The sequence below is a fragment of the Frigoribacterium sp. PhB118 genome (genome assembly GCF_003751725.1).
Taxonomy (GTDB): domain Bacteria; phylum Actinomycetota; class Actinomycetes; order Actinomycetales; family Microbacteriaceae; genus Frigoribacterium.
The window spans coordinates 189,146-213,003 of record NZ_RKID01000002.1 but is presented as its reverse complement, the minus strand read 5'-3'; the positions used below and the strand labels follow the sequence as shown (position 1 = coordinate 213,003).

At 74.8% G+C, this 23,858-nt stretch carries 20 protein-coding genes; 11 read left to right on the top strand and 9 right to left on the bottom strand.

Annotation, left to right across the window (positions count from 1 at the left end):
- Nucleotides 1–30 precede the first annotated feature (30 nt).
- The 3 genes from EDF21_RS08015 (at nucleotide 31) to EDF21_RS08005 (ending at nucleotide 3,246) form a co-directional block, all read left to right on the top strand.
- Nucleotides 31–258, top strand: a complete 228-nt coding sequence (locus EDF21_RS08015) for a heavy-metal-associated domain-containing protein (RefSeq protein WP_123570977.1) — start codon at nucleotides 31–33, stop codon at nucleotides 256–258.
- On the top strand, nucleotides 255–2,645 hold the full coding sequence (locus tag EDF21_RS08010) for a cation-translocating P-type ATPase (protein WP_123570976.1): 2,391 nt from the start codon (nucleotides 255–257) through the stop codon (nucleotides 2,643–2,645). The genes EDF21_RS08015 and EDF21_RS08010 overlap by 4 nt, the downstream gene beginning before the upstream one ends.
- A gap of 328 nt (nucleotides 2,646–2,973) precedes the next feature.
- Nucleotides 2,974–3,246, top strand: coding sequence for a zinc-ribbon domain-containing protein (locus tag EDF21_RS08005; protein ID WP_043596621.1), 273 nt, complete (start codon nucleotides 2,974–2,976; stop codon nucleotides 3,244–3,246).
- Between the two features lie 82 nt (nucleotides 3,247–3,328).
- Here the strand turns inward: EDF21_RS08005 and EDF21_RS08000 are convergent, their stop codons facing one another.
- The gene (locus EDF21_RS08000) at nucleotides 3,329–3,565 is read right to left on the bottom strand and encodes a hypothetical protein (protein ID WP_148053668.1); all 237 of its coding nucleotides are present in this window, start codon (nucleotides 3,563–3,565) and stop codon (nucleotides 3,329–3,331) included.
- A gap of 173 nt (nucleotides 3,566–3,738) precedes the next feature.
- Between EDF21_RS08000 and EDF21_RS07995 the strand changes: the two genes are divergently transcribed.
- Nucleotides 3,739–5,073, top strand: a complete 1,335-nt coding sequence (locus tag EDF21_RS07995) for an ROK family transcriptional regulator (protein ID WP_123570975.1) — start codon at nucleotides 3,739–3,741, stop codon at nucleotides 5,071–5,073.
- Nucleotides 5,074–5,303: 230 nt separating this feature from the next.
- On the opposite strand, the gene EDF21_RS07990 is transcribed toward EDF21_RS07995, so the two are convergent.
- The 4 genes from EDF21_RS07990 to EDF21_RS07975 all read right to left on the bottom strand — a co-directional run bounded on the left by EDF21_RS07990 (nucleotide 5,304) and on the right by EDF21_RS07975 (nucleotide 11,429).
- Nucleotides 5,304–7,634 carry an alpha-galactosidase gene (locus EDF21_RS07990; protein ID WP_123570974.1) on the bottom strand — a complete coding sequence of 777 codons (2,331 nt, stop codon included), beginning with the start codon at nucleotides 7,632–7,634 and terminating at the stop codon, nucleotides 5,304–5,306.
- A gap of 116 nt (nucleotides 7,635–7,750) precedes the next feature.
- On the bottom strand, nucleotides 7,751–8,281 hold the full coding sequence (locus tag EDF21_RS07985; RefSeq protein WP_123570973.1) for a BLUF domain-containing protein: 531 nt from the start codon (nucleotides 8,279–8,281) through the stop codon (nucleotides 7,751–7,753).
- A 492-nt stretch (nucleotides 8,282–8,773) separates the two neighbouring features.
- Nucleotides 8,774–10,195 carry an MFS transporter gene (locus EDF21_RS07980; RefSeq protein WP_123570972.1) on the bottom strand — a complete coding sequence of 474 codons (1,422 nt, stop codon included), beginning with the start codon at nucleotides 10,193–10,195 and terminating at the stop codon, nucleotides 8,774–8,776.
- 16 nt (nucleotides 10,196–10,211) lie between these two features.
- A complete protein-coding gene (locus EDF21_RS07975; RefSeq protein WP_123570971.1) occupies nucleotides 10,212–11,429 on the bottom strand; it encodes an MFS transporter in 1,218 nt (405 codons plus the stop codon).
- Nucleotides 11,430–11,475: 46 nt separating this feature from the next.
- Here EDF21_RS07975 and EDF21_RS07970 point away from each other — a divergent pair, with 46 nt between their 5' ends.
- The 4 genes from EDF21_RS07970 (at nucleotide 11,476) to EDF21_RS07955 (ending at nucleotide 14,326) form a co-directional block, all read left to right on the top strand.
- Nucleotides 11,476–12,060 carry a sugar O-acetyltransferase gene (locus EDF21_RS07970; RefSeq protein WP_123570970.1) on the top strand — a complete coding sequence of 195 codons (585 nt, stop codon included), beginning with the start codon at nucleotides 11,476–11,478 and terminating at the stop codon, nucleotides 12,058–12,060.
- Between the two features lie 11 nt (nucleotides 12,061–12,071).
- Nucleotides 12,072–12,617: a TetR/AcrR family transcriptional regulator gene (locus tag EDF21_RS07965; protein ID WP_123571175.1), complete on the top strand. Its 546-nt coding sequence runs from the start codon at nucleotides 12,072–12,074 to the stop codon at nucleotides 12,615–12,617.
- A gap of 190 nt (nucleotides 12,618–12,807) precedes the next feature.
- Entirely contained in the window at nucleotides 12,808–13,281 is a 474-nt protein-coding gene (locus tag EDF21_RS07960; RefSeq protein ID WP_123570969.1) for a hypothetical protein, read from the top strand.
- An 85-nt stretch (nucleotides 13,282–13,366) separates the two neighbouring features.
- A complete protein-coding gene (locus tag EDF21_RS07955; RefSeq protein WP_056044714.1) occupies nucleotides 13,367–14,326 on the top strand; it encodes a helix-turn-helix domain-containing protein in 960 nt (319 codons plus the stop codon).
- Between the two features lie 374 nt (nucleotides 14,327–14,700).
- Here EDF21_RS07955 and EDF21_RS07950 read toward each other — a convergent pair whose 3' ends face one another.
- On the bottom strand, nucleotides 14,701–15,966 hold the full coding sequence (locus EDF21_RS07950; protein ID WP_123570968.1) for a polysaccharide pyruvyl transferase family protein: 1,266 nt from the start codon (nucleotides 15,964–15,966) through the stop codon (nucleotides 14,701–14,703).
- 189 nt (nucleotides 15,967–16,155) lie between these two features.
- Between EDF21_RS07950 and EDF21_RS07945 the strand changes: the two genes are divergently transcribed.
- Both EDF21_RS07945 and EDF21_RS07940 read left to right on the top strand, forming a co-directional pair.
- Nucleotides 16,156–18,420 (top strand): glycosyltransferase, encoded by a 2,265-nt coding sequence (locus EDF21_RS07945; RefSeq protein ID WP_123570967.1) that lies wholly within the window; start codon nucleotides 16,156–16,158, stop codon nucleotides 18,418–18,420.
- The gene (locus EDF21_RS07940; RefSeq protein WP_233568422.1) at nucleotides 18,417–19,955 is read left to right on the top strand and encodes a glycosyltransferase; all 1,539 of its coding nucleotides are present in this window, start codon (nucleotides 18,417–18,419) and stop codon (nucleotides 19,953–19,955) included. Before EDF21_RS07945 ends, EDF21_RS07940 begins: the two co-directional genes overlap by 4 nt.
- Before the next feature lie 191 nt (nucleotides 19,956–20,146).
- Here EDF21_RS07940 and EDF21_RS07935 read toward each other — a convergent pair whose 3' ends face one another.
- Nucleotides 20,147–20,944 (bottom strand): SDR family NAD(P)-dependent oxidoreductase, encoded by a 798-nt coding sequence (locus EDF21_RS07935; protein ID WP_123570966.1) that lies wholly within the window; start codon nucleotides 20,942–20,944, stop codon nucleotides 20,147–20,149.
- Nucleotides 20,945–21,022: 78 nt separating this feature from the next.
- Here EDF21_RS07935 and EDF21_RS07930 point away from each other — a divergent pair, with 78 nt between their 5' ends.
- Entirely contained in the window at nucleotides 21,023–21,631 is a 609-nt protein-coding gene (locus EDF21_RS07930) for a TetR/AcrR family transcriptional regulator (RefSeq protein ID WP_056044705.1), read from the top strand.
- A gap of 70 nt (nucleotides 21,632–21,701) precedes the next feature.
- On the opposite strand, the gene EDF21_RS07925 is transcribed toward EDF21_RS07930, so the two are convergent.
- A complete protein-coding gene (locus tag EDF21_RS07925; protein WP_123570965.1) occupies nucleotides 21,702–22,358 on the bottom strand; it encodes a hypothetical protein in 657 nt (218 codons plus the stop codon).
- Nucleotides 22,359–22,564: 206 nt separating this feature from the next.
- The gene (locus EDF21_RS07920) at nucleotides 22,565–23,827 is read right to left on the bottom strand and encodes an ROK family protein (RefSeq protein WP_123570964.1); all 1,263 of its coding nucleotides are present in this window, start codon (nucleotides 23,825–23,827) and stop codon (nucleotides 22,565–22,567) included.
- Between the last annotated feature and the right edge of the window lie 31 nt (nucleotides 23,828–23,858).

The following is a 23,858-nucleotide window of genomic DNA, read 5'->3' as shown; positions in this document are numbered from 1 at the left end:
TAAGCTGAGGCCCGATCGAGAGGACAGCGCATGACCGACACCACCATCACCACCCTGCAGGTCGACGGCATGACCTGCGAGCACTGCGTCGCGAGCGTCACCGAAGAGCTCTCCGAGGTCGTCGGCGTCGACTCGGTCGAGGTCGACCTCAACCCCGGAGGCGCGTCCACCGTCTCGGTCCAGGCCGACGCCACCGTCGAGCACGACCAGCTGCGCGCCGCCGTCGAAGAGGCCGGCTACCAGCTCTCCGCACGATGACCACCGCCGGAGGCGCGGGTCGGCCGGGCGAGGGCGTCACCGGGAGCACCCTGCCACCCGACGCGGTGCAGTTGGACATCACCGGCATGACCTGCGCCTCCTGCGCCAACCGCATCGAGCGCAAGCTCAACAAGCTGCCCGGCGTCGAGGCCTCGGTGAACTACGCGACCGAGAAGGCGCACGTGCGGGTCGTGGCCGGTGCCGTCGACGATGCACGCGACGGCGACCCCGGGGTGCCCGACGTCGACGCGCTCATCGCCACGGTGGCCGCCGCGGGGTACGGGGCCACCGTGCCCGCGCCTCCTGCGTCCCCGACCGGCGCGGCCGACGGCTCGTCCGACGCTGCCCCGGACGCCCGCGCCACCGAGGTCGACGCCCTCCGCCGGCGCACCCTCGTCAGCGCCGCCCTCGCCCTGCCCGTCGTCGTGCTGTCGATGGTGCCGGCCCTGCAGTTCACGAACTGGCAGTGGCTCGCGCTGACCCTCGCGGCCCCCGTCGCCGTGTGGGGGGCCTGGCCCTTCCACCGCGCCGCCGCCGTCAACCTCCGCCACGGCACCGCGAGCATGGACACCCTCGTCAGCGTCGGCGTGGTCGCCGCCTTCGCCTGGTCGCTCTGGGCCCTGTTCTTCGGCGACGCCGGCCGGCCGGGCATTCACATGTCGTTCAGCCTGGTCGCCACCCACGGCGGTCCGACCGAGCTCTACCTCGAGGTCGCGTCGGCCGTGACCGTGTTCATCCTGCTCGGCCGCTGGCTCGAGGCCCGCGCCAAGCGCCGCTCGGGCGAGGCCCTGCGCGCCCTGCTCGAACTCGGCGCGAAGGAGGCCACCGTCCTGCGCGACGGTCAGGAGGCGCGGGTCGCCACCGCGGGTCTGGTGCCCGGCGACCTCGTGGTCGTCCGTCCGGGCGAGGCGATCGCCAGCGACGCCCTCGTACGCGAGGGCACCTCGGCGGTCGACCTGAGCATGCTGACCGGCGAGTCGGTGCCGGTCGAGGTCGGCCCGGGCGACCGCGTCGTCGGAGCGACCCTCAACGTGGGCGGACGCCTGCTCGTCGAGATCACCCGCGTCGGGGCCGACACCGAGCTCGCCCGGCTCGGACGCCTCGTCGAGGAGGCGCAGAGCGGCAAGGCCGAGGTCCAGCGACTGGCCGACCGGGTCTCGGCCGTGTTCGTGCCGGTCGTGATCGGGCTGGCGGTGCTGACCTTCGTCGGCTGGCTCGCGTTCGGCGGCTTCGTCGGGGGTGCCGGGGGCGGTGGCTTCTTCGCCGGGTCGCTGCAGACCGCGTTCACCGCCGCCGTCGCCACCCTGATCATCGCCTGCCCGTGCGCGCTCGGGCTCGCGACGCCCACCGCGCTGCTGGTCGGCACGGGCCGCGGCTCGCAGCTCGGCATCGTGATCCGGGGGCCGCAGGTGCTCGAGCGCACCCGCACGGTCGACACGATCGTCCTCGACAAGACCGGGACGGTCACGACCGGGCGGATGAGCGTGCGCGAGGTCGTCCTCGACGACGCCGCGGCCACCGGGGTCGACGACGTCCTGGCCCGGGCCGCCGCCGTCGAGTCCGGCTCGGAGCACCCGGTCGCCCGCGCGGTCGAGGCCGAGGCCGCCCGGCGCGGGGTCGTCGTCCCGGCCGCCGAGCAGTTCACCGCCCACGCCGGGGCCGGCGTCCAGGCCCTCGTCGACGGCACGCTCGTGCTGGTCGGCCGCCCCGGGTGGCTGGCCGACGAGTGGTCGGTCACCGCGCCTCCCGGGCTCGAGAGGGCGTTCGCCGCCGCCGAGGCGACCGGTGCGACCCCCGTCGCCGTCGCCTGGGACGGTCGGGTGCGCGGTGTCGTCACCGTCGCGGACACCGTGAAGCCCGGTGCGCGCGAGGCCGTCGAGCGGTTCCGCGGCCTGGGCCTGACGCCCGTGCTGCTGACCGGCGACAACGCGGGCGCGGCGCGGCACGTCGCGGCGCAGGTCGGCATCGCCGCGGCGGACGTCGTGGCGCAGGCGACCCCGCAGCAGAAGGTGGAGGCGGTGGCCCGGTTGCAGGCCGAGGGTCGCGTCGTCGCCATGGTCGGCGACGGCGTCAACGACGCGGCGGCCCTCGCCACCGCCGACCTGGGCATCGCCCTCGGGACCGGCACGGACGCGGCCATCGCGGCCGGCGACCTGACCGTCGTCAGCGGCGAGCTCGCCGGGGTGGCCGACGCCATCCGCCTGTCACGGGCCACGCTCGGCACCATCAAGGGCAACCTGTTCTGGGCCTTCGCCTACAACGTCGCGGCGATCCCGGTCGCGATGCTCGGGCTGCTCAACCCCGTGCTGGCCGGCGCGGCGATGGCGGCGTCGTCCGTGTTCGTCGTGACGAACAGCCTGCGCCTGCGGCGGTTCCGCGCCGGGTGAGGCGGGGCGGGCTCCGCGTGCCCGCGTGCCCGCGTGCCCGCTCGAGTCGCACCGCCGGAACGACCCCCGGGCATGGCGAAGCCCGAGACCGTCCAACCGATCTCGGGCCTCGATGTGCTCTCCGTGAAGAGAACCAGGGACCCAACAGAGATCCCGCTTCATCTCATCGGAAGTGTAATCCCATGACGATCGACGTGCAAACGTCGATCCCACGGGGTGGGTCCCTGGCTCTCTCGCGGTGTTCGCCGGCGCGAACACCGAGAGGAGGGAGCGGATGTCCGACGACCGCCGCCCGCCCGGCTGCTCCGACGCCGCCTAGGGTGAGCGCATGATCATCTTCGGCACCAAGGGCACGAGCGCCCTGCTCGGCGTTCTCTTCTTCGTCTGCCGGGTCTGCGGGAACGAGGCCGCGCAGCGACTGGTCAAGCACCGTCGGTGGTTCACGCTGTTCTTCATCCCGGTGATCCCGTACTCGACGAAGCACGTCTACACCTGCGCCTACTGCGGCGCGGGCACCGAGCTCGACGCCGAGGCGGCCGGCCGGTTCCAGGCCGACGCCGAGCATGCCGCGGCCTCCCGCGGCGGCCGGTCGCAGGGCTGACCGACCGCTCCCGCGGCGGCCGGCCGCAGGGCTGACCGACCGCTCGGCGACACGGGACGCCCAGGGAGGCACGGCCGCGGCGTCAGGGCAGCGCGCGGTACCAGCCGGCCACGCGGGCACGCAGGCCGACGGGGCGGGACCGGAGCCGCGCCTCCTCGGGGGCGTCGGCGACGGCCGGGGCGAAGCCGACGGTCGCGCACGAGGTGCAGACGAGCACGTGACGGTGCACCGAGAGGGCCGTGCCGTAGAACGGGTTGGGCTCGAGACGGGTCGGCGACGCGCACAGCGTGCACAGGGGGAGTTCGCGCGTTTCGTCCATGAGGATCACCACGACTCATGTTCGGCCACGAGGGCCCCCTCGGTTGTCCCCCACTTCGGGTGGCGGGGTACGCAGCGACGGGCGTCGGGGGGACCCGACGCGGCGCCGGCTCGGCCAGGGCGGAGCCCGACGTCGGGACGAGGAGGCGCGGGTCGGCCACCTAGGATCGTCGCGTGACGGACTCCCACGCTCCCGGGCACGCCGCTCCCGCTCACGGTTCCCTCGGCCACGCCCACGGCGGCTGGTCCCCGCTGGCCGGCAGCGCGCAGGCCGTGGTGCTCGACATCCTCGTGCACGGCGCCCGCCCCCGGACCGAGCTCGCCGCCCGGCTCGGCCTGTCGGGCCCGAGCCTCACGCGCATCACCAGACCCCTGCTCGAGAGCGGGCTGCTGGTCGAACGCGCGTCCCTCGCGCCGTCCGGCTCGGGTCGCCCGTCGGTCCCGCTCGACCTCGACCCGGACGCCCACCACTTCGTCGGCGTCAAGCTGACCCGTGACCGCCTCTTCGTCGTCGTGACCGACCAGCGGGGCAGGGTGCTGGACGGGCACGACGACGACCTGCCCGACCCGTCGCCCGCCGCCGTCGTCGCCCAGGTCGCGGCGGTCGTGACCTCGGCCCGCGGCCGGGACGACCGCATCCGCGCGGTCGGCGTCACCGTCGGCGGACAGGTCGTCGACCGTGCCCACGTGCGGCACGCGCCGTTCCTCGGCTGGGACGACGTGCCCCTCGCCGAGTTGCTGACCGCCATGACCGACCTGCCGACCTGGGTCGAGAACGACGTCCGCGCGCTGACCCAGGCCGAGCTCTGGTTCGGCGAGGGACGCGGGCTGCGCTCGTTCGCCCTCGTCACGATCGGCGCCGGCGTGGGGCTCGGCCTCGTCGCCGCGGGCGAGGTGCTCGGCGGGGCGCACTCGTCGGCGGGCAGCGTCGGGCACCAGCGGATCGTGGCGCCCGAGGGCGTGCCCGCGCCCGTGGCCGTGCCCGTGCCGGTGCCGGTGCCGGTGCAAGTGCCCTTGCCGGTGCCGGTGCCCGTGCCGGTGCCGGTGCCGGCGCGCGTGCCCGCGTCGGCCGCCGCTGCGGCCCGCGCCGACGTGCCGGCCCCCACCTGCGACCTCGGACACCACGACTGCGCGAGCGCGTTCCTCACGGTCGCCGCGGTCGAGGCCGCCGCCGCCCGGGCCCTCGGCCGCCCGGTCGCCTACGACGACCTGCTCGTCCTCGCCGCCGACGGACACCAGGAGGCGCGGGTCGTCGTCGACACCGCCGCCGACGTCCTGGGCCAGCTGATCGCGGGCGTGCTGAACGTGCTCGACCCCGAGGTGGTCCTCATGTCGGGCGAGGGCGTGCGGCTCGCGACCGTCGGCGGGGCCGCGGTGGACGCGGCGATCGCACGCGACGCCCACCGGGCGGTCCCGCCGCCCCGCCTGCTCGTCCAGGAGTTCCGGTTCGACGAGTGGGCCCGCGGCGCCGCCGCCGTCGCCATCCAGATGCACGCGCTCGGTCGCTGACGCCGCGCGCGCTCGGTCGCCGAGGCCGCGCGTGCTCGGTCGCTGACGCCGCGAGCGCCCCTCGGGACGCGACCCGCGCCTCCTGCCCGCCCCGCGCCTCCTGCCCGACCCGCGCCTCCTGCCCGACCGTTCGCCGATGAACCCCGAATGCGAAGACGAACCCCGATTCATCGGGGTTCATCGTCGTGAACGGGGTTCCTCGGGCAGCGAGCCGGGCAGCCGCCCCCACCTCACCCCGCGGCGGTGACCCGCAGCAGCACGACCCGCTCGGGGAACGACGACGGCGCCTGCAGCCCGGCGACCGCCAGGGCGCGCCCGTCGAGCACCACCCCGGGGTACGCGCCGCCCTCGTCCGCCGCGCCCCACCACGGCGGGGGCGTCAGGCCGTGGTCGGGCGAGCCGACGGTGACGGGGGCGACCCGGTACCGGCGCTCGGGGTCGAGCCCGGGCAGCAGCACGCGGCCGAGCGGTGCGACGTCCGACCGCCCCACGTAGGCGAGGAAGAACAGGGCCTCGCTCGCGTCGGCCGCGACCGAACCGTAGACCAGCAGCGACGGGTCGGCCTCGTCGACCCGCACGAGGTCGCCCGTGTGCATCAGCTGGCGGTGCTCCTTGTAGAGCGCGATCCACGCGGCGAGGTCACGGTTCTCGGCGTCGGTCGCCCGGGCGAGGTCCCACTCGATGCCGAGGTGGCCGAACAGGGCGGTGCCCGCCCGGAACGACAGCTCGTGCCAGCGGCCGGTCGAGTGGCTGACGCCCGAGGCGATGTGCGAGCCGAGCAGCTCGGGCGGCAGCAGCTGCATCGTCCAGCGGTTCATCTGCTGCCGGTCGAGCGGGTCGATGCAGTCGCTGACCCAGACGCGGTCGGTGCGCTCGAGCACGCCGAGGTCGACGCGGGCGCCGCCGGACGAGCACGACTCGATCTCGAGACCGGGGAACCTCGCCTTGAGCTCGTCCATCAGCCGGTACGCCGCGAGGGTCTGCTCGTGGACGCCCGCGGCACCGGTCGGCCAGGTGCCGGCGTCGACGAGGTCGCGGTTGTGGTCCCACTTCAGGTAGGCGATGTCGTACTCGGTGAGGATCGCCGTCATCTGGCCGAGCACGTGCTCGAACGCCCCGGCGATGCCGAGGTTCAGCACCTGCTGGTCGCGCGACCGCGGGGGCAGGCGGTCGCCGGTCTGCAGGATCCACTCGGGGTGCTCGCGGGCGAGGTCGCTGTCCTCGTTGACCATCTCGGGCTCGAACCAGAGGCCGAACTCCATGCCGAGGCCCGTGACGTGGTCGATCAGCGGTGACAGGCCGTCGGGCCAGACGTCGCCGTCGACCACCCAGTCGCCGAGGCCGGCGTGGTCGTCGCGTCGCCCCCGGAACCACCCGTCGTCGAGCACGTACCGCTCGACGCCGAGGGCGGCGGCCCGGTCGGCCAGGTCGCGCAGGCGGGCGAGGTCGTGGTCGAAGTAGACGGCCTCCCAGACGTTGATCGTCATCGGGCGCGGGCGGGTCGGGTGCTGCTCGCGGGAGCGCAACCACCGGTGGAACCGCCGGGCCTGGTCGTCGAGGCCGTCGCCGTACGAGCCGAACACCCACGGGCTGCGGTACGACTCGCCCACTTCGAGCCGCAGCTCGCCCGGCAGCAGCAACTCGCCGCCGCCCAGCACCTGCGCCCCGGTCGACAGGCGTTCGGCGTAGTGCCGGTGGCCGCCGCTGAACCCGACGTGCAGCCCCCAGACCTCTCCCGAGCCGGCGCCGAAGCCGAACCCGGGCACGCCGACGCTCAGCACGGTCGCGGCGTCCGGGCCGGTGCGGCCCTTGCGTCCCTCGCGTTCGTGCACGCCGACGACGAGCTCGCGGCGCTGGGGCGTGCGCTCCTTGCCCCAGCGGCCCGCGAAGTCGAGGATCTCGCGGGCTCGTGGCGGCACCGGCAGGGCCAGGTGCAGGTCGGTCAGCGTGTACACGTCCGCCGCCGTGCTCGCGGCGCCGGCCGCGGTGCTCGCCGCCCGGTCATCGCCGGGGGTCGACCGACCGCCTCCGCGTCGCCCGGCGACGTTCGTCAGCTCGGCCCGGGTGCGGACGAGCCCGCTCGCCGTCAGCTCGATCTCGAGCACGACGGCGAGCCCGGCGACGTCGTCGTGCGCCTCGACCGTGACGACGGCGGCGCCGGCGTCGACCAGCTCGGGACCCGAGGAGGCGCGGGTCGCCTCCGCCTCGCCCGTCACGTCGAGCGCGTCGACCATGAACCGCGGCGACCAGTCGGCGCCGTCCGAGCGGTGGCCGCCGACGCCGGGCTTGCCCGACCAGCCCGCGTGGTGCTCGGGCAGGATCGCCAGGCGCACCGGCTCGTCCATCAGGTTGTTGACGTACGGCGGCACCGCCGCGGCGGCGAGGGACCGCACGTCCTCGAGCGTCGGCCGGCCGAGGGCGGCGCCCCAGTGCAGGACCGCCGGCAGGCGCGCGTCGGTGACGTCGAGCAGCAGGCTGACGCCGGCGCTGCTCAGGTGGACGAACGCGTCGGGTGCTCGGGACGGCGCGACGACGGTGGGCGACGGGGTGGGGTGCGACACGGGTGCTCCAGACGGCGGCAGATACTTTCGTCCGAAAAGTATCTCCGACGCCGAGCGGGGGTCACAACCCCGGCGGGCGGACCGCGGGCCGGCGGGCCCCGGTCAGCAGGCCCCCGTCAGGAGGCGCGGGGCGAGAACAGCCCGTCGGTCACGTCGGTCGGCTGGTCACGGAACCAGCGCAGCAGGGTGCGGACCTTGTGCGACGACGACGGGGACAGGTTGCTGAAGTCGTCGCGGACGGCGGCACGCGCGACGGAGGCGGAGCCCGTACCGGAGCCGGAGCCGGTGCCGGTGCCGGTGCCGGTGCCGGAGTCGAAGACGTCGGCGTAGCCCGGGAGGACCGTCGCCAGGTCGTCCGTGACGGCCCGGTAGCCCATGGTCCAGGCGGGGAACAGCCGGTCCTCGACGAGTTCGTCGACGATGGTGTGCACGGCCGTGTGCCGGGGGTCGCGCGCGATCACGGCGAGGCGCTCACGGACCGCCTCCTCGGGCCCCTCGAGCACCTGGATGAAGCGGCCCTCGCGGTGCAGCAGCATGCCGGTGATCCCCAGGCGGGCGTTGTTCGAGCGACTGGTCATCAGCAGGTTGGCCAGGTCGTCGTCGGTGAAGGGGTACGACGATCGACTGACGTACACGGTGGACAGCACGGGTGGGCCTCCTCGGGCTCGGGGCTGGACCGATTCTGCACGGCGTCCGGCCCCGCCGCACTCCCCACTTCTGGGCGCTGACAGGTCCGACCCCGGCCCCTACGTCCCGGCCGCGTCCCGGCCACGTCACCGCCCGACCAGTTCGCACCACCGACGTGTCGTCGAACCACCCTCGTGCGTGGCTCGACGACGCATCGGTGGTGCGACCTCACTCGGCCCGGGGCATCGTCCGCCCTCCGCTGGAACCGTGCCGCCGACCCCCGAGCCCGAACCACTCGGCCTGCCCTGACCGGCCGCGCCGCGTCACCGTCGCACCGCCGACCCGGGCTCGCACCGTGACCGGCGGGTGCCCCGAGGTCGCACCACGCTCGCGTCGTCGAACCACCTCGGAACACGGTTCGACGACGCGACGGTGGTGCGACCCGACCCGACCCGACCCGACCCGACCCGACCCGACCCGACCCGACCCGACCCGGTCCGGCACGGACCGGATCAGCTGCCGCGCGGTGCCGCCCCCCGGGCCCGACGTCCCTCGAGCACCCCGGCGAGCAGCACCACGGCCACGCCCACCACGGGCACGAGCAGCAGTCCGTACCGCAGCCCGGCCGAGTCCGCGACGAACCCGACGACGGGCGGCGACGCCAGGAACCCCAGTCGCAGCAGCCAGCTCACCAGCGTCAGCCCCGTGCCGGCCCGGAACCCGGGCAGGTTGTCCGCCGCGTGCATCGCCGCCGGGATCAGGGTCGCGACGCCGAACCCCGCCGCCGCGAAGCCGAGGATCGTGCCGATCACCGACGGGAACGCCAGGGCGATGCCCATGCCCACCGCGACGAAGACGCCCCCGGCCCGGGCGACGGCCTTCTGGCCGAAGCGGTCGACCATGCCGTCGCCCAGCAGTCGTCCGACGAACTGGGCCCCCTGCAGCGAGACGAACCCGAGGGCGGCGACGGTCACGCCGGCCCCGAGCGACCCCAGGTAGAGCGCGGCCCACGTGCTGCCGGCGTCCTCGACGACGGCGCCCGACGACGCGATGACGACGAGGGCCAGCAGCACGCCCCACTTCGCGACGAACCCGGGCGAGACGCGGTGACCGTCACGAGCCGAGGAGGCGCGGGTCGCGTCGTCGACGGAGCCCGCCCCGGTCGCCGAGCCGGCCCGCGCCTCCTGCGCTCCGCCGTCGGGGGCGTCCGTCGCCACGGGTGCGGCCGCCGCCCCGGCGCCCGCGGTCACGTCGTCGCCGGGCAGGACCGCCGCGTCGGCCGTCTCGGACGGACCCTTGGACGGGCCCCCGGCCGCCCCCTCGGCCGGTTCGGGCCCGGCGAGCAGCAGCGGGTAGGCGACGAGCGCCACGACGGCGAAGATCAGCGCCGAGGCCCCGAGGTGCCAGACGATCGGGATGCCGAGTCCCGCCGCCGCCCCGCCCATCAGCCCGCCGAGGACGGCCCCGATGCTCCACACGGCGTGGAACGAGTTGAGGATCGACCGGCGGTAGCGGTACTGCACGCGCAGTCCGTGCGAGTTCTGCGAGACGTCCACGATGGCGTCGAGGGCGCCGGCGAGCAGGAAGCCCGCGGCGAGCAGCCCACCGACCGGGGCGATGCCGGCCAGCAGGACGGCGACCCCGGTGACGACCGTGCCGACCACGGCCACCCGTGACGACCGGAGGCGGCGGATCAGCCATCCGGCACCGAGCCCCGCGACGAGCGCGCCGACGGGCATCGCCGCGACCGCCAGGCCGAAGTCGGCGTTGGACAGCTCGAGGCCGTCCTTGATGGCGGGGTAGCGCGGGAGGAGGTTCGCGATCAGGGCGCCGTTGGTGAAGAAGAGCAGGGCGACGCCGAGTCGGGCTCGGCGGTCCTCGCGCGTCGGTACGGTGCGGGCCGGCACCGCGGGAGAGGTCGTCGATGACGTCATGGTGTACGAACGTACACTAAGGCCGGGCGGCGGCGGACCGCTCGCGGGGACGCGCCGCCGAGGTGATCAGCGAGGCGCCCGCGACCACCACCAGCACGACGATCATCGCGCTGCGCAGGCCCACGTGCTCGCCGACGAAGCCGAGCAGCGGCGGCCCGACGAGGAACGCCACGTAGGCCATCGTCGCGACGGCTCCGACCGCCGTCGTCGGGTCGTCGCCGTCGGCCGCGGCCGAGACGGTCACCGGGAAGCCCAGGGCAGCGCCCAGTCCCCACAGCACGACGGCGACGCCCGCGACGACGACCGAGTCCGAGAAGACGACGAGGGCGATCCCGACCGCCGAGACCAGTGCGCTGGCGCGCAGCACGGTGGCGTGCCCGAAGCGGGCGAGCAGCGGTTCGCCGAGGAAGCGGCCGACCGTCATCGCTGCCGCGAACGCCGTGAAGACGACCGTGCCGGCGGTCGCCGAGACCCCGTGCCCGTCGACGAAGAGCAGCGGCAGCCAGTCGTTGGCCGACCCCTCGGCCAGGGCGAGCGCGAGCACGATCAGGCCGAGCAGCACGAGCCGGCGGTCGTGCCAGACCGCGAGCGACCCGGCGAGCCGGGCCCGCACCCCGGAGGCGCGCTCGGCCCGCTCGTCGGAGCGTCCGGTCGAGCGCGGCACGATCGGTACCGCCCAGGCCAGTGCGGCGCCACCCGCGAGCGCGACCCCGAGCAGGTGCCACTGGACGGGGACGTGCGTCGCCGTCAGCAGGATGCCGAGGCCGGCCCCCGCGACCGTGCCGAGGCTGAAGCAGCCGTGCAGCACGGGCAGCACCGACCGGCCGGAGGCGGTCTCGATGGCGGCGCCCTCGATGTTGACGGCGATCTCGGCCAGGCCGACCCCTGCCCCGACCAGGGCGAGGCCGACGAAGACGCCGGGGGTGATCGAGAGCGAGGCGGCCACGCCGACCAGGGCCACGCCGGCGACCAGCGAGCTGCCGCCGATCGCCACGGCGCGGTGGGCTCCGTGACGTCGCACGATCGGGGCGGACGACACGATGCCGCCCATCGACCCGACGGACAGGCCGAAGATGACGAGGCCCATCTCGCCCGTCGACGCCTGCAGCAGGTCGCGGATGGCCGGGGTCCGCACGACCCACGAGGCGAGCGAGACGCCGACGACCGCCATGAAGACGAACACCGCCGCCCGGCGTCGGGCGAGCTCGGGGCTGAACGGCGGTCGGTTGGTCATGGGTCCAGTGTGTACGTTCGTACGCTCGTCGTCTAGGGTGTCGTGCATGACCACCACCGACCACTTCGCCGGCGACCCGCGCACGAACCACGAGCGGATGCTCGCGGGCGACCTCTACATCGCGGACGACCCCGAGATCGCGGCGCAGCAGCAGCGGGCGATCACCTTGCAGGCGCGCTTCGCCGCGGTCTTCGCCGACGACGTCGACGCCGCGCAGGCCGTCGCGCGCGAGCTGTTCGGCAGCATGCACGAGACGGCCCACGTCCGGCCGCCGGTGTACGTCGACTACGGCAGCTCCATCACCATCGGGGCCGGCACGTTCGTCAACTACGGCCTGACGGCGCTCGACGTGGCCCCGATCACGATCGGGGCCGACTGCCAGATCGGCCCGAACGTCCAGCTGCTGACCCCGACGCACCCGGTCGAGCCGCAGCCGCGTCGCGACAAGCTCGAGGCCGCGAAGCCGATCACGATCGGCGACAACGTCTGGCTCGGCGGCGGCGCGATCGTGCTGCCCGGGGTGACGATCGGCGAGAACAGCGTGATCGGCGCCGGGGCGGTGGTGACGAAGGACGTCCCGGCGAACGTGGTCGCGGTCGGCAATCCGGCCCGCGTGCTGAGGAGCATCTGATCGTGGGCGCCGTGCGACGTACCGAGCCCGACCGTCGTGACCGCCTCATCGACGTGGCGCTCGACGTCGTGGCCGAGGTCGGCGTCGCCGGCGCCTCGCACCGCAAGATCGCAGCGCGCGCCGACGTGCCCCTGGGCTCGATGACGTACCACTTCGACGGCATGGACGAACTGCTGTACGAGGCGTTCTCCCGCTTCGCCGAGACGATCATCGTGCGGTTCGAGCGCCGGCTCGGTGCCGCGACCACCCGCGACGACGCCAAGGAGGCGGTGGTCGCGTTGGTCCACGACGACCTGACCGGCCCTGCCGCGGTCCGCGACCAGGTGCTCAGCTACGAGCTCTACACGCTGGCCGCGCGGGAGCCGAGGTTCCGCGAGATCACCCGCGAGTGGATGCGCCGCAGCCGGGTCGAGCTCGAGCGCCACTTCGACCCGGACACGGCCCGCCAGGTCGACGCCCTGATCGAGGGGCTCTCGATCCACCGCGCCCTCGACCCGTCCCCGCCGAGTCGTGCGCTGACCCGCGAGGCCGTGGACCGCATCACGCGCGCCTCCTGACCGTCGTCCGCCGCGCCTCCTGACCGTCGCCGGCCGCGCCTCCTGCGGTTCCGCTCGACATGGCCACAAACCGAACTGACGTCGCACCGGGATGCGACTCACAGTAGCTAGGCGCTCTAATGGAACCGGTGCAGAAGATGCACGGCGGTGAGAAGGTACGCACCGGATCGGGACGAGAGTCGAGAAACCAGTGGACGCAGAGAGCGACATGTCGCGCCGCGCCCCCGAGGTCGACGCTCCCGGGGCCGCCGGTTCGGACGCCTCCGACACGGCGTTCGGCGACTTCAACGTCGCCAGCGACTTCGGCGAGATCGGCGACGCGACCCGCACAGCGGCGGCCGACCTCTTCTTCGGCGACTTCGCGCCCCCGCTCGACCCCGACCTGGTCTTCGAGTGCTCGGCGTCCATGAACGGCGAACACGGTGCGGTGGCCCTCTACGAGGACCGCGTCATCGTCGAGAGTCCCGACGAGCCCGACGGCGAGGCCGTGTTCTCGACCGAGACGGTGCGGGCCTGGTGGCTGGTCGAGGGCGAGACGTTCTTCGCGCTGGTCGTCGAGGCCGACGTGCTGCACCGCACGCGGCTGCCGACGGGCTTCAAGGCCGTGCTCAAGGCGGCGTTCACGAAGGCCTTCGGCCCGGCGACGAGCCCCGCCGGCGCGTGAGCCCCGCGCACCTCCGCCCCCGCTTCGGGGCTTCGGCCCGGTCAGGGCGTTCTTTCAGGGGCCCGGTCATGGCAGGATCACTGTGATGGAACCCGAACAGACCCTGCCCCCGGTGCGTTCCGAGATGGGCGGCCGCGACATGGACCAGGCGCGCGCCCTGTTCGAGGACACCTACAACGGCGCCGGGTTCCGCACCGACACCCGGCAAGAGACGTTCGCCTACCGCTACACGACGGCGGGCGACGAGGACATGACCCTGCGGTCGGCGATGTTCCTCGGGGACATCCGCGGGGCCATCCAGCCCGAGCGCGAGTACGTCGTCGCCTGGATCACCGCGGGCGAGGGCCGGGTCGACGTGGGCGCCGAAGAGGCCGCGTTCGAGATCGGCCGTCCGCTGATGTTCCCGACCGGCAAGGCCTTCGAGTTCGAGGTGCGCGAGTACCGCCAGAACCTGGTGCACTTCGACGCCGCCTACCTCGAGCGCATGGCCGCCGAGCACGAAGGGGCCCTCGCCGGGCCGTTGCAGTTCGACCACACGGCCGTGCCCGACCTGGCGAACCTGCGTCGTTGGCAGTCCACCATCACCAACGCCGCGAAGACCATCCTCGGCGGCGAGTCCACCGAGCTGCTGCGCTCCGAGCTCAAGCGCGAGTCGGCGTTCGCCCTGCTCGACACGTTCTCGCACCGGTCGATCGACCTGCCGCCCGCCCTGCTCGTGCCGCGCAACGCCCGGCTGCGCGAGGCGGTCGAGTACCTGCACACGCACTCGCACCTGCCGGTCAACATGACCCAGCTGGCCGAGTCCGTGCACCTGACGCCGCGAGGGCTGCAGCAGGCCTTCAGCCGACAGCTCGGCGTGACGCCCACCGAGTACCTGCGCACCATCCGCCTCGACCACGTGCGGGCCGAGTTGATCGAGCTCGCCCCGGGCGAGGCCACCGTCGGCGCCGTCGCCCAGCGCTGGGGCTTCACCCACCTGAGCCGCTTCACGGCGTCGTACGTCGGACGCTTCGGCGAGTACCCCAGCGCGACGCTGCAGCGCTGAGCCCCCGCCGTCAGCCGCGCCGGCGCGAGCAGGCCGCGCCGCGCCTCCTCGAGTGGGCACGCCGCCACGATGTAAACAGTCCGCCACGTCTTTGTGTGGCGGACTGTTTACTTCATGGCGGGATGGGGCGTGGCGCGACCAGCCCACCAGCCACCACGCCAGGAGGTGGTCACCGCGCCACGGGAAAACCTGGCGCCGTGACCACGTCCTGGCGCCTTGACCACCTCCTGGCGTGGTGCCCGTCACCCGGCGGCGTGCGCGCGACGCGGGGCAGCCTCCTGGAGGCGCGGGTCGCCACCCGACGCGGGTCGCGCCCGACGGCGCGCGGGTCGCGGACCGCGGGTTGTGCCCGATGGTGCGCGAGGCGGGTCGCGTCAGCCGCGTAGCGCGCCGGCGACCCGGTCCCACCAGGCGGCCGACGCCGCGCGGGTACCGTCGAGGCGGTCGGCCCACGCCGAGCGCACCGCGTCGCGTCCGGCCCAGGCCGCCAGCGCGACCGCGTCGGCCTCGCCCGCGAGCAGCTGCGCGGCCGAGACGACGCTCGTCTGCCCGAAGTTGCCGAGCGCCCCGGTCAGCTTGATCGTCGTGTAGTCGTCGACCGCGAGCCCGACCGTCGGCACGCCGCCCGCGACGGCGAACACGGCCGGGTGGTAGCGGCTCGTCAGGTGGAGGGCCGCCCCGCGGGCGAAGCGTGCGGCCGCGGGGGAGTCGGTCGTGGGTTCGACCCGCGCCGGCACGGTCAGCTGGTCGAGCACGGCCCGGTGCAGCAGCGAGTCGCCGCGCTCCTCGGTCGGGTCGAGCGAGCCCCAGTGCGCGAGGAACACGACCTCGAGCCCCGCCTCGCCCGCCGCCCGGTCGAGCAGTCGGGCGACGGCCGTGGCGAAGGCTCCCCGGTCGGCGTCGCCCACGTGCGCGGACAGGCTGACGGCGAGGTACGGCGCCGCCGCGCCCGCCACGGACGCCGCGCCCGCCGCACCCGCCGCACCCGCTACGGACGCCGCACCCCCGGCAGTAGGCGCGGCCTCGAACCCGAGGAAGCTCGCGTCGTCCACCGTCCCCACGGTCGTCGTCGGGTCGACGCCGAGCGACCGCACGAGCTCGAGAGACGCGCCCTCGCGCAGGCCCACGAGTGCGGCGGCGTCGAGCAGTTCGGTGACGAGCTCGCGGTCCTCGCCCTCGAGCACCGGCCCGATGGTCTGCCCGCTGACGACCAGCGGCTTGTCGAAGCGTCGGGCGATGAGCCCGAGCGTGTTCCGCTCGTAGACGTGCATCGGCCAGAGCGAGGCCATGTTGCCGCCGCCGGCGACGAGCACGCCGTCGGCTTCGCGGACGGCCTCGACCACCTGCCAGGCCGGGTCGTCCTGCGGGAGGTGACCCGCGCCTCCGTCGATCGCCGACAGCACGCGGGCGCGTCGCTCGCGCTGGCCGAGCCGGCCGCCGGTCGTCGCGGGGTGGAAGCCGATCGCGGGCACGGCGTCGATGCCGTAGCGCTCGGCGGTCTCGGCCGGGTTCGACGAGACGCCGGTGATCGTGGCGCCGCGGGCGCGCAGCTGCACGGTCGCCTCGTGGAACATCGCCTCGTCGCCGATGTGAACCATGCCGTCGAGCACGCCGACGTCTCCGATGGTGACGATTCGCACGGGTGTGACCTCTCGCTGCGGGACTCGGCAGCGGGATCGATGCCGCCCACGACGGTACCGGACCCCCGCGGCGTCGAGCACACCGGCCCGCCACCGGGCGGCCACCGGGCGGCGATAGGCTCCACCAGGCCCCGGGCTCCCCGGGCCGGGCACCGCACCACCACCCCGCCGCACCCGAGAGGCACCGCCATGGGCATCCAGACCTCGCTCGACGCGATCCACGAGGCCGACCGCCTGGTCGACTCGATGCGCCTCGCCGACGACCTCGCACTCGACGCCGCGCGCACCGGCGGGGCCCGGACGATCCGGGTGCTGCGCGGCGCCCTCGGCAGCCCCGACCAGCTCGTCGCCATCGCGGCGACGAACGCCCTCGCGCAGGTCTTCGACGAGCAGGCCGACGTCGTGCTGAGCGACCTGCTGTCGAGCGACCGCACCTTCCTCCGCGAGCACGCCGCGTCGGCGCTCAGCCAGCGGCTGCCCCGCTACGACACCGTCGGTCGGCTGATCGGGCTCGTCGTCGCCGGGGGCTTCACCGGCATGGTCGCCCAGCGCACCCTCGAGCAGTGGTCGTCGGCCGCCCCCGCCGTGGTCGGCGTCGCCCTCGAGGGCGCCCTGATCGGCGTGCACGAGCCCGACGCCCGGTACCGCCTGGTCGAGACGCTGGGCCTCGTGCGCGCCCGCATCGCCTCGCGCCCGCTGCTGACGATCGCCCGCGACCGGGGCGAGGACGAGCACGTCCGCGTCGCCGCCGTCTCGGCCCTCGGCCAGCGTCGTGGCGACCAGGCGGTCGCCGCCGTCGTCCACGAGCTCGCCCGCCACGACGGCTACCTCGGCGACGTCGCGCGCCTGTCCGCGATCGACCTGTCCGCCCCCGACGAGGTGCCGGACGGCCACCGGGTGCACGACCGCGGAGTCGAGGACGGGCCCGACGGCGACCACCCCGCCGGGCGCGACGGCCTCACCATCGCGCAGCTCTTCCTGCACGCCGACATCGACGCCGGCCTCACCCACGCCGGCAGCGGCGACAACGGCGGCATCGCGACGCTGCTCGTGCGGCTCGGCGACGCACTCGCCGCGGGCGGCGTGCTCCCCGCCGGAGCCGTGCTCCCCGCAGGAGGCGCGGTGCCGGCCCTCGGCGACCGTCGCGTCGAGCGGGTGGTCACCCTCTCGCGCGGGTCGGCGGACGCGGCGGTCGAGAGCGTCCACGACCTGGCGACCCGCGCCTCCGGACACGTCTACGGACGCGTGCCGCTGCTCAGCGACCCCGTCTCGTCGGCGACCGCGTGGCCGCTGCGGGTGGCGGCCCGGCGCGGCATCCGGCGGGTGCTGCGCGCCGCGGGCGGCGTCGACCTGCTGCACCTGCGGATGGCCGACGTGGGCAGCCTCGCGGCGGCAGACGTCGCCCGCGAGCTCGACATCCCCGTCGTGTTCACGGTCGCGCCGGACCCGCACGCCGTCATCCAGTCGCTCGACCTGTCGGGCGCGCTGACCCGGGAGACCTTCGGCGACGTCGACGAGGTCGAGCACTTCTGGTTCCGCACCCGGCTCGTCCAGCAGCTCGCGTCGAACGCGTCGCACACCGTGCTGTTCCCCCGGCCCGAGCTCGAGCGCGACATGCGCGAGCTCGTCGGCATCGACGTCACCTCGCACCCCGAGCGCCACACGATCGTGCCCGAGGGCATCGACCTCGGCGTGGTCGACCGCTCGGTCGCCGAGGCCGCCGAGCACGCCGCGGGCCTGCCCGCGACCCCGCCGCTCGCCGAGCTGGGCGCGCTGCTCGAGACCCTGCCGCCCGAGCGTCGCGGCCTGCCGCTGCTGGTCAGCGTCGGACGACTGCACCGGGTCAAGGGCATGGCGACGATCGTCGAGGCCTGGGCCGACGGACCCCTGCGGGACCGCGCGAACCTCCTGCTGATCGGCGGCGACCTCGAGCACCCGAGCGCCGACGAGCGCGAACAGCTCGACCTGATCGACGCGATCGTCCCCGCGAGCCGGCACCGTGCCTCCGGACTCCTGTTGCCCGGCCACCGGCCGAACGACACGGTCGCCCGGTGGGTCGCCGCGGCCCGCTTCGGCCTGCCCGGGCTCGCGGCGCCCCGCGGCGTCTACGTCTGCGGCAGCCTGAAAGAAGAGTTCGGCATCGCCCTGCTCGAGGCGATGGGCTCCGGTCTGCTCGTCGTCGCGCCGCAGGGCGGCGGGCCCTCGACCTACGTGCGTCAGGGCGACACCGGCTGGCTCACCCGCACCTGGGACGTCGACGCCCTGCGCCTCGCGATGGGCGAGGCGCTCACCGCGGCCTCGGTCGAGACGACGGAGGCGCGCGCGGCCCGGTCACGCGACACCGTCGAGCGGTCCTTCACGATCCAGGCCATGGCGCGGTCGCTGTCGGGCGTCTACGACACGGTGCACCACGACGAGCTCGAACAGCGCGAGTGGAGCGTGAGCGCACGATGACCCTGCTCGTCGTCAGCCCCGACTACGCGTCGCACCTGCTGCCGCTCGCGACCCTGGCCACCGAGTGGCGCGACCGGGGCGAGCGCGTCGTCGTCGCGACCGGCCCGGCCACCGCCGCCATCGTCGAGTCGTTCGGCTTCGAGCGCGTGCACCTGCAGCTCGGGCGCGGCTCGAACCCCGGGGTGATCCGTGCCGAGGAGCAGGTGGCCGAGGAGGACGCGTCGCTGCGCGGCTTCTTCGACGCCACCCGGCTCGGCATGGTCGAGACGCTCTCGTACCAGGCGCGCGAACGCCTCACCGACCTCATGTGGCAGCCGGTCGCCACGGCCCGGGCGGTGCTCGACGTGGTCGCCGCCGTCCGGCCCGACCAGATCGTCGTGGACCACCTCGCGTTCAGCGCCCGGCTCGCGCTCGTGGCCGGCGGCGTGCCGTTCGCCGACGTCGTGCTGGGGCACCCGACCGCGCTGCCCGTGGGCGACGAGGTGTACGGCTGCCCGCCCGAGTGGCCCGCGGCGTTCGGCGGTGCCGGCGCCGGTGCCGACCCGGCGCTGGCCGGAGGCCGCACCACCGTCGAGTCGTCGAACCGCCCCGGAACGTGGTTCGACGACGCGAGCGTGGTGCGAGCTGCCGGAGATGCGTCGGTGGCGCGGGCCGACGCCGGCGCGGCGCCCGACGGCGTCGCCGGGCTGCGCGAGTTGTGCGAGCGGGTCGACGCCTCGTTCACCGCCGAGTGGAACGCCGCGCTGGCCGAGCTCGCTCCGCACCTGCCGCCGTCGACGAGCGCCTTCGGCGAGCACGGCGACCTGCTGCTCTACAACTACCCGGGCGAGCTGGCCGACCCCGAGCGCGAGGCCCTGCTGCCCCCGCACGTCTGGCTCGGATCGGCCGTGCGTGCCGAGCCGGTGGACGCCGAGGTCGCCGCCTGGCTGGCCGGCGGCGCCGACCGCGCGCCCGCGCCAGCGCCCGACCTCGACCCCACCCCCGATCGCGACCCCACGTCCGATCCCGACCCCGACCCCACGCCCGCCCCGTTCGTCTACGTCAGCTTCGGCAGCTTCCTCTCGGTGCGGTCGGACGTGCTGGGGCGCGTGGCCGAGGCCCTGCGTCGCGTGGGGGTGCGGGCCGCGATCGCGCTCGGCTCGGGCGACCGGGCCGATCTCGGCGAGGTGCCGAGCGACTGGCTGGTGCGGGAGTTCCTGCCGCAGGTGACGCTGCTCGACGCGGCGACCGCGGCCGTCACGCACGGCGGCAACAACAGCGTGACCGAGGCGATGACCGCGGGCGTGCCCGTCGTCGTCCTGCCGTTCTCGACCGACCAGTTCGCCGGGGCCGCCGCCCTCGAGCGCACCGGGGTGGGCGTGGCGCTCGCCCCGAACACGGCGACGGTCGACGAACTGGCGGAGGCGCTGCGGCACGTGCTCGACCTGCCGACGCGCGACCCCGGTGCGGCCGGGCGCCTGGCCGGGCTGGCGGCGTCCCTGCGCGAGACGCCCGGACGGGCACGAGCCCACGCGGCGCTGACCGGGCGCGGCTGACCGAGACGCCCGGACGGGCACGAGCCCACGCGGCGCTGACCGGGCGCGGCTGACCGAGCCGGCCCGCGCCTCCTCGGCTCGCCCCACCTCTCGGGATGTCACGACGTGCCGCTCGCCTTCGCAGGCGAACGGCACGTCGTGGTGTCTGGTCCGTCCGGCCGAGGGCCGACCGGCAGGAGGCGCGGGTCGGCCTACATCGTCCGGGTGTGGAGGATGCCGCCGTCGACGTCGAGCAGGGCCCCGTGCACGAAGGCCGCCTCGTCCGACGCCAGGTACCGCACCGCGTGGGCGATGTCGACGGGACGCACGGGTCGACCGGCCGGGGTGGCCGCGGTCAGGCTGTCGAGGACGGCCGCCGACCCGGCGTTGCCCGGAGTCGACGTCGCACCGGGTGCGACGCTGTTGACGCGGACGCCGCGGGGGCCGAACTCGGCCGCCCAGGTGCGGGTCATCTGCTCGACGGCGGCCTTCGACGCGGTGTACATGGCGCCGAACGGCACCCCGACCCGGGTCATCCACGAGCCGATGTTGACGATCGAGCCGTCTCCAAGGTCGGCCATCGCCGGGGCGAGGGCCCCGACGAGCACGTGCGGCGCCCGGACGTTCGTCGCCAGGATGGCATCGAGGTCCGCGTCGTCGAGGGCGTCGGTCGGCATCGTCGGGTAGACGCCGGCGTTGTTGACCAGGATGTCGACGCGACCGCCGAGCACCTCGGTGGCCCGGGCGGCGAAGGCGCGGAGGTCGGCATACGGGCCGGCGAGGTCGGCGGGCACGGCGTGGGCCGAGCCGCCCCGGGTGGTGATCGCGTCGACCACCCGTCGGGCCCGGGCGTCGTCGCGGCCGCTGACGACGACGGTGGCACCGGAGGCGGCGAGCACGCGGGCGATCGCCTCGCCGATGCCGCTGGTCGAGCCGGTCACGAGGGCGGTGCGACCAGCCAGGCGGTCGTCGGTGGGCAGGGAGTCGAGGACTTCTTCATTGGACTGCATGGTCCATTGCTAGCACGGACTGGACCATCGAGTCCAGTGTTCGTGGACCGAATGGTCCAATCGACGTAGGATCTCTCCGTGGACGAGACGAAGATCACCGAGCGCGGGCGGCTCACCCGCCAGAGGATCATCGACGAGACCGGTCGGCAGATCCTCGCCGCGGGCATCGGCGGGACGACGCTCGACACGGTGCGGGCCGCGACGCTGACCAGCAAGAGCCAGCTGTTCCACTACTTCCCCGGCGGCAAGACCGAGCTGATCCACGAGGTCGCCCGGTGGGAGGGGCGCCAGCTGCTCGAGGCGCAGGAGCCCGAGATCCACGACCTCGGCACCTGGGAGTCGTGGGAGCGCTGGCGCGCCGCCCTGGTCGAGTACTACATCAGCCTCGGCCGCTGGGCGTGCCCGATCGGCACGCTCGCCGCCCAGGTCGCCGCCACGGACGCCGAGGTCGAGCGCAGCGTCAAGGCGAGCTGGGACGCCTGGCGCGAGCAGCTGGCGGCGGGCATCCGGCGGCTGCAGGCCTCGGGCTCGGTCGACGCCTCGGCCGATCCGGTGCGCGTCGCCACCGCGATCATCGCCGCGATCCAGGGGGGACTGCTGCTCAGCCAGTCGGAGCGGGCGGGCTGGCCGCTCGAGGCCGCACTCGACCACGCGCTCGGCCCGTTGCACACCGTCCGCCGCGACTGACGCGGGTCGTCCGCCGGACGTGCCCCGCGCCTCCTGCCCTGTCGCCCTCTTGCTCTGTCGCTCTGTCGCTCTAGCCGCCGAAGACGACCGCGCGCATCGCGTCCTCGCCGACCGCCGCGTCGCGGTACCGCTGCATGAGCGCGGCGTTGGCGTCGTACTGCGGCCCCTCGCGCACCTCAGCCTGGTGGTGCAGGGCGAAGACCATGCCCTCGTGCCGTCGCGGGGCCTCGCCGAGCAGGGTGGTGTGGGCGAGGTACCAGGCGGCGTCCTCGAAGCCCCAGCCCCGGAAGCGTTCGTCCTGCCCACCGTGACTGCGCCACGAGGAGGCGCGGGTCACGTAGACCCCCGAGCAGGCCCCGCGCACGAGCTCGAAGTCGCACCGCTCGAGGGGGGTGCCCGCGGCCGCCTGCGCGGTGCCGTCGCGTCCCAGCCAGTGGTACTCGGTGTAGGGCAGGTGCACCCGGCCGCTCGTGCGGGCCGCCTCGATCGCCGCGAGCAGGGGCTCGCGTTGCGGCAGGGTGTCGGCGTCGCCGATCACGGCGACCTCGTCGTCGGCCAGGCCGGCGATCCCGAGGTTGCGGCACTGGGCCAGGTTGAACACCGGGTCGGGGGAGTCGATCGTGCGGATCTCGGCCTCGGGCAGAGCGTCGGCGTACCAGGCGCGGACGACCTCGAACGCCGCGACGCGACTGGGTTGCGGACGCCAGGGGAGCACGACGGTGACCATCCCGCGAGCCTAGCGGCGTGCGCTGGGCCGCCCCGCGCCTCCCGCCCCGCCGCGCACCGCGTCTCCCGCGCCGCGCCGTCCCGCCCCGCGCTGTACCTCCCGCCGCGACGAACGATGCACCCGGTTTCGAACGATGCACCCGGAAGCAACCGGGTGCATCGTTCGAAACCGGGTGCATCGCCGTCCGATCGCACGCCGAGCAGGCCTCAGGAGGCGCGGGTCGCGTCCGCCGCACCCGGCAGCGTCAGCTCGAGTGCGTGGCCGCGCACGTGCGCCAGGGCCCGCTCGACGGCGCCCGTGGTCACGACCGCGTCGCCCAACGTCGAGGCGACGACCTCGGGCGCGGCCCGGTGCGTGAACCGGCTGAGCCACGGTGTCGTCCGGTCGAGCAGCAGTCCGAGGGAGGGCGCCACGGCCCCGGCGACGACGATGCGGTCGACGTCGAGCATGCCGCTGAGCATGGCGCAGACGCGTCCGAACCGTTCGGCGGCCTTCTCGACCAGGCGCAGGGCGGTCGGGTCGCCGGCGTCCGCCGCGGCCAGCACGGCGGGGGCCTCGAGCTCGTCGAGCGGGATCGCCCGCAGCGGCGACGAGGCCGGCACGGTGCCGAGCTCGCGCGCGGCCCGGGCCCAGTCGCGCAGCAGGGCTCCGAGGCCGTCGGCCGATCCGACGCCCTCGACCAGGTCGAGGAGGCGCATCTCGCCCGCGGCACCGCGGCTGCCCCGCACGAGGGCTCCGTCGAGCACGAACCCGGCGCCGAACCGCTCGCCCGCCAGCAGGGTCACGAACGACGTGGCGGCGCCGGCGCCACCACCGACCTCGCGGTCGGCACGGGACGCGGCCGCCGCCTCGGCCACGGCGGCCAGGTTGGCGTCGTTCTCGACGACGACGGCCCAGCCGCGCTCGGCGAAGAGCCCGGTGTAGTCGGGGTTCATCAGCACCCAGAAGTCGGCGCCGACCTCGATCGGCGACCGGCCCTCGGAGTCGGTCGGCGCGGGCACTCCGAGTGCCACGGCGAGCACGTCGGCGTCGCCCAGCGAGGCCTCGCCGAGGACGTCGTCGACCAGCCGTGAGACCGTCCGGCGGCGGTCGTCCGCCGTCCCGTCGGGGTCGATGCGCCGTGCGACGCGGGCCACGACGTCACCGCGCAGGTCGGCCACGACGGCGGTCAGGTGGTGGCGGCCGGCGTCGACGCCGACGACGTGCCCGGCGGAACGGGCCAGGGCGTAGCGACGAGCGGGGCGGCCCTTGCGGTACTCGCCGGTCGAGCGGGCGTCGGCGAGCGACACCATCCAGCCGTGGTCGATGAGGTCGTCGCAGACCCCGAGCACGGTGGACCGGGTGAGTCCGGTGAGGGCGATCAGGTCGCTCGCCGTGACGGCGTCGGCGGACCACGCGTGCCGCAGCACCTCGGCCGCGTTCATGCGGCGGAGCAGGCTCGGCGACGACACCCCGGTGCTCAGCGCCACCCGCGCCTCCTCGTGCTGTGGCCGGTGCCTC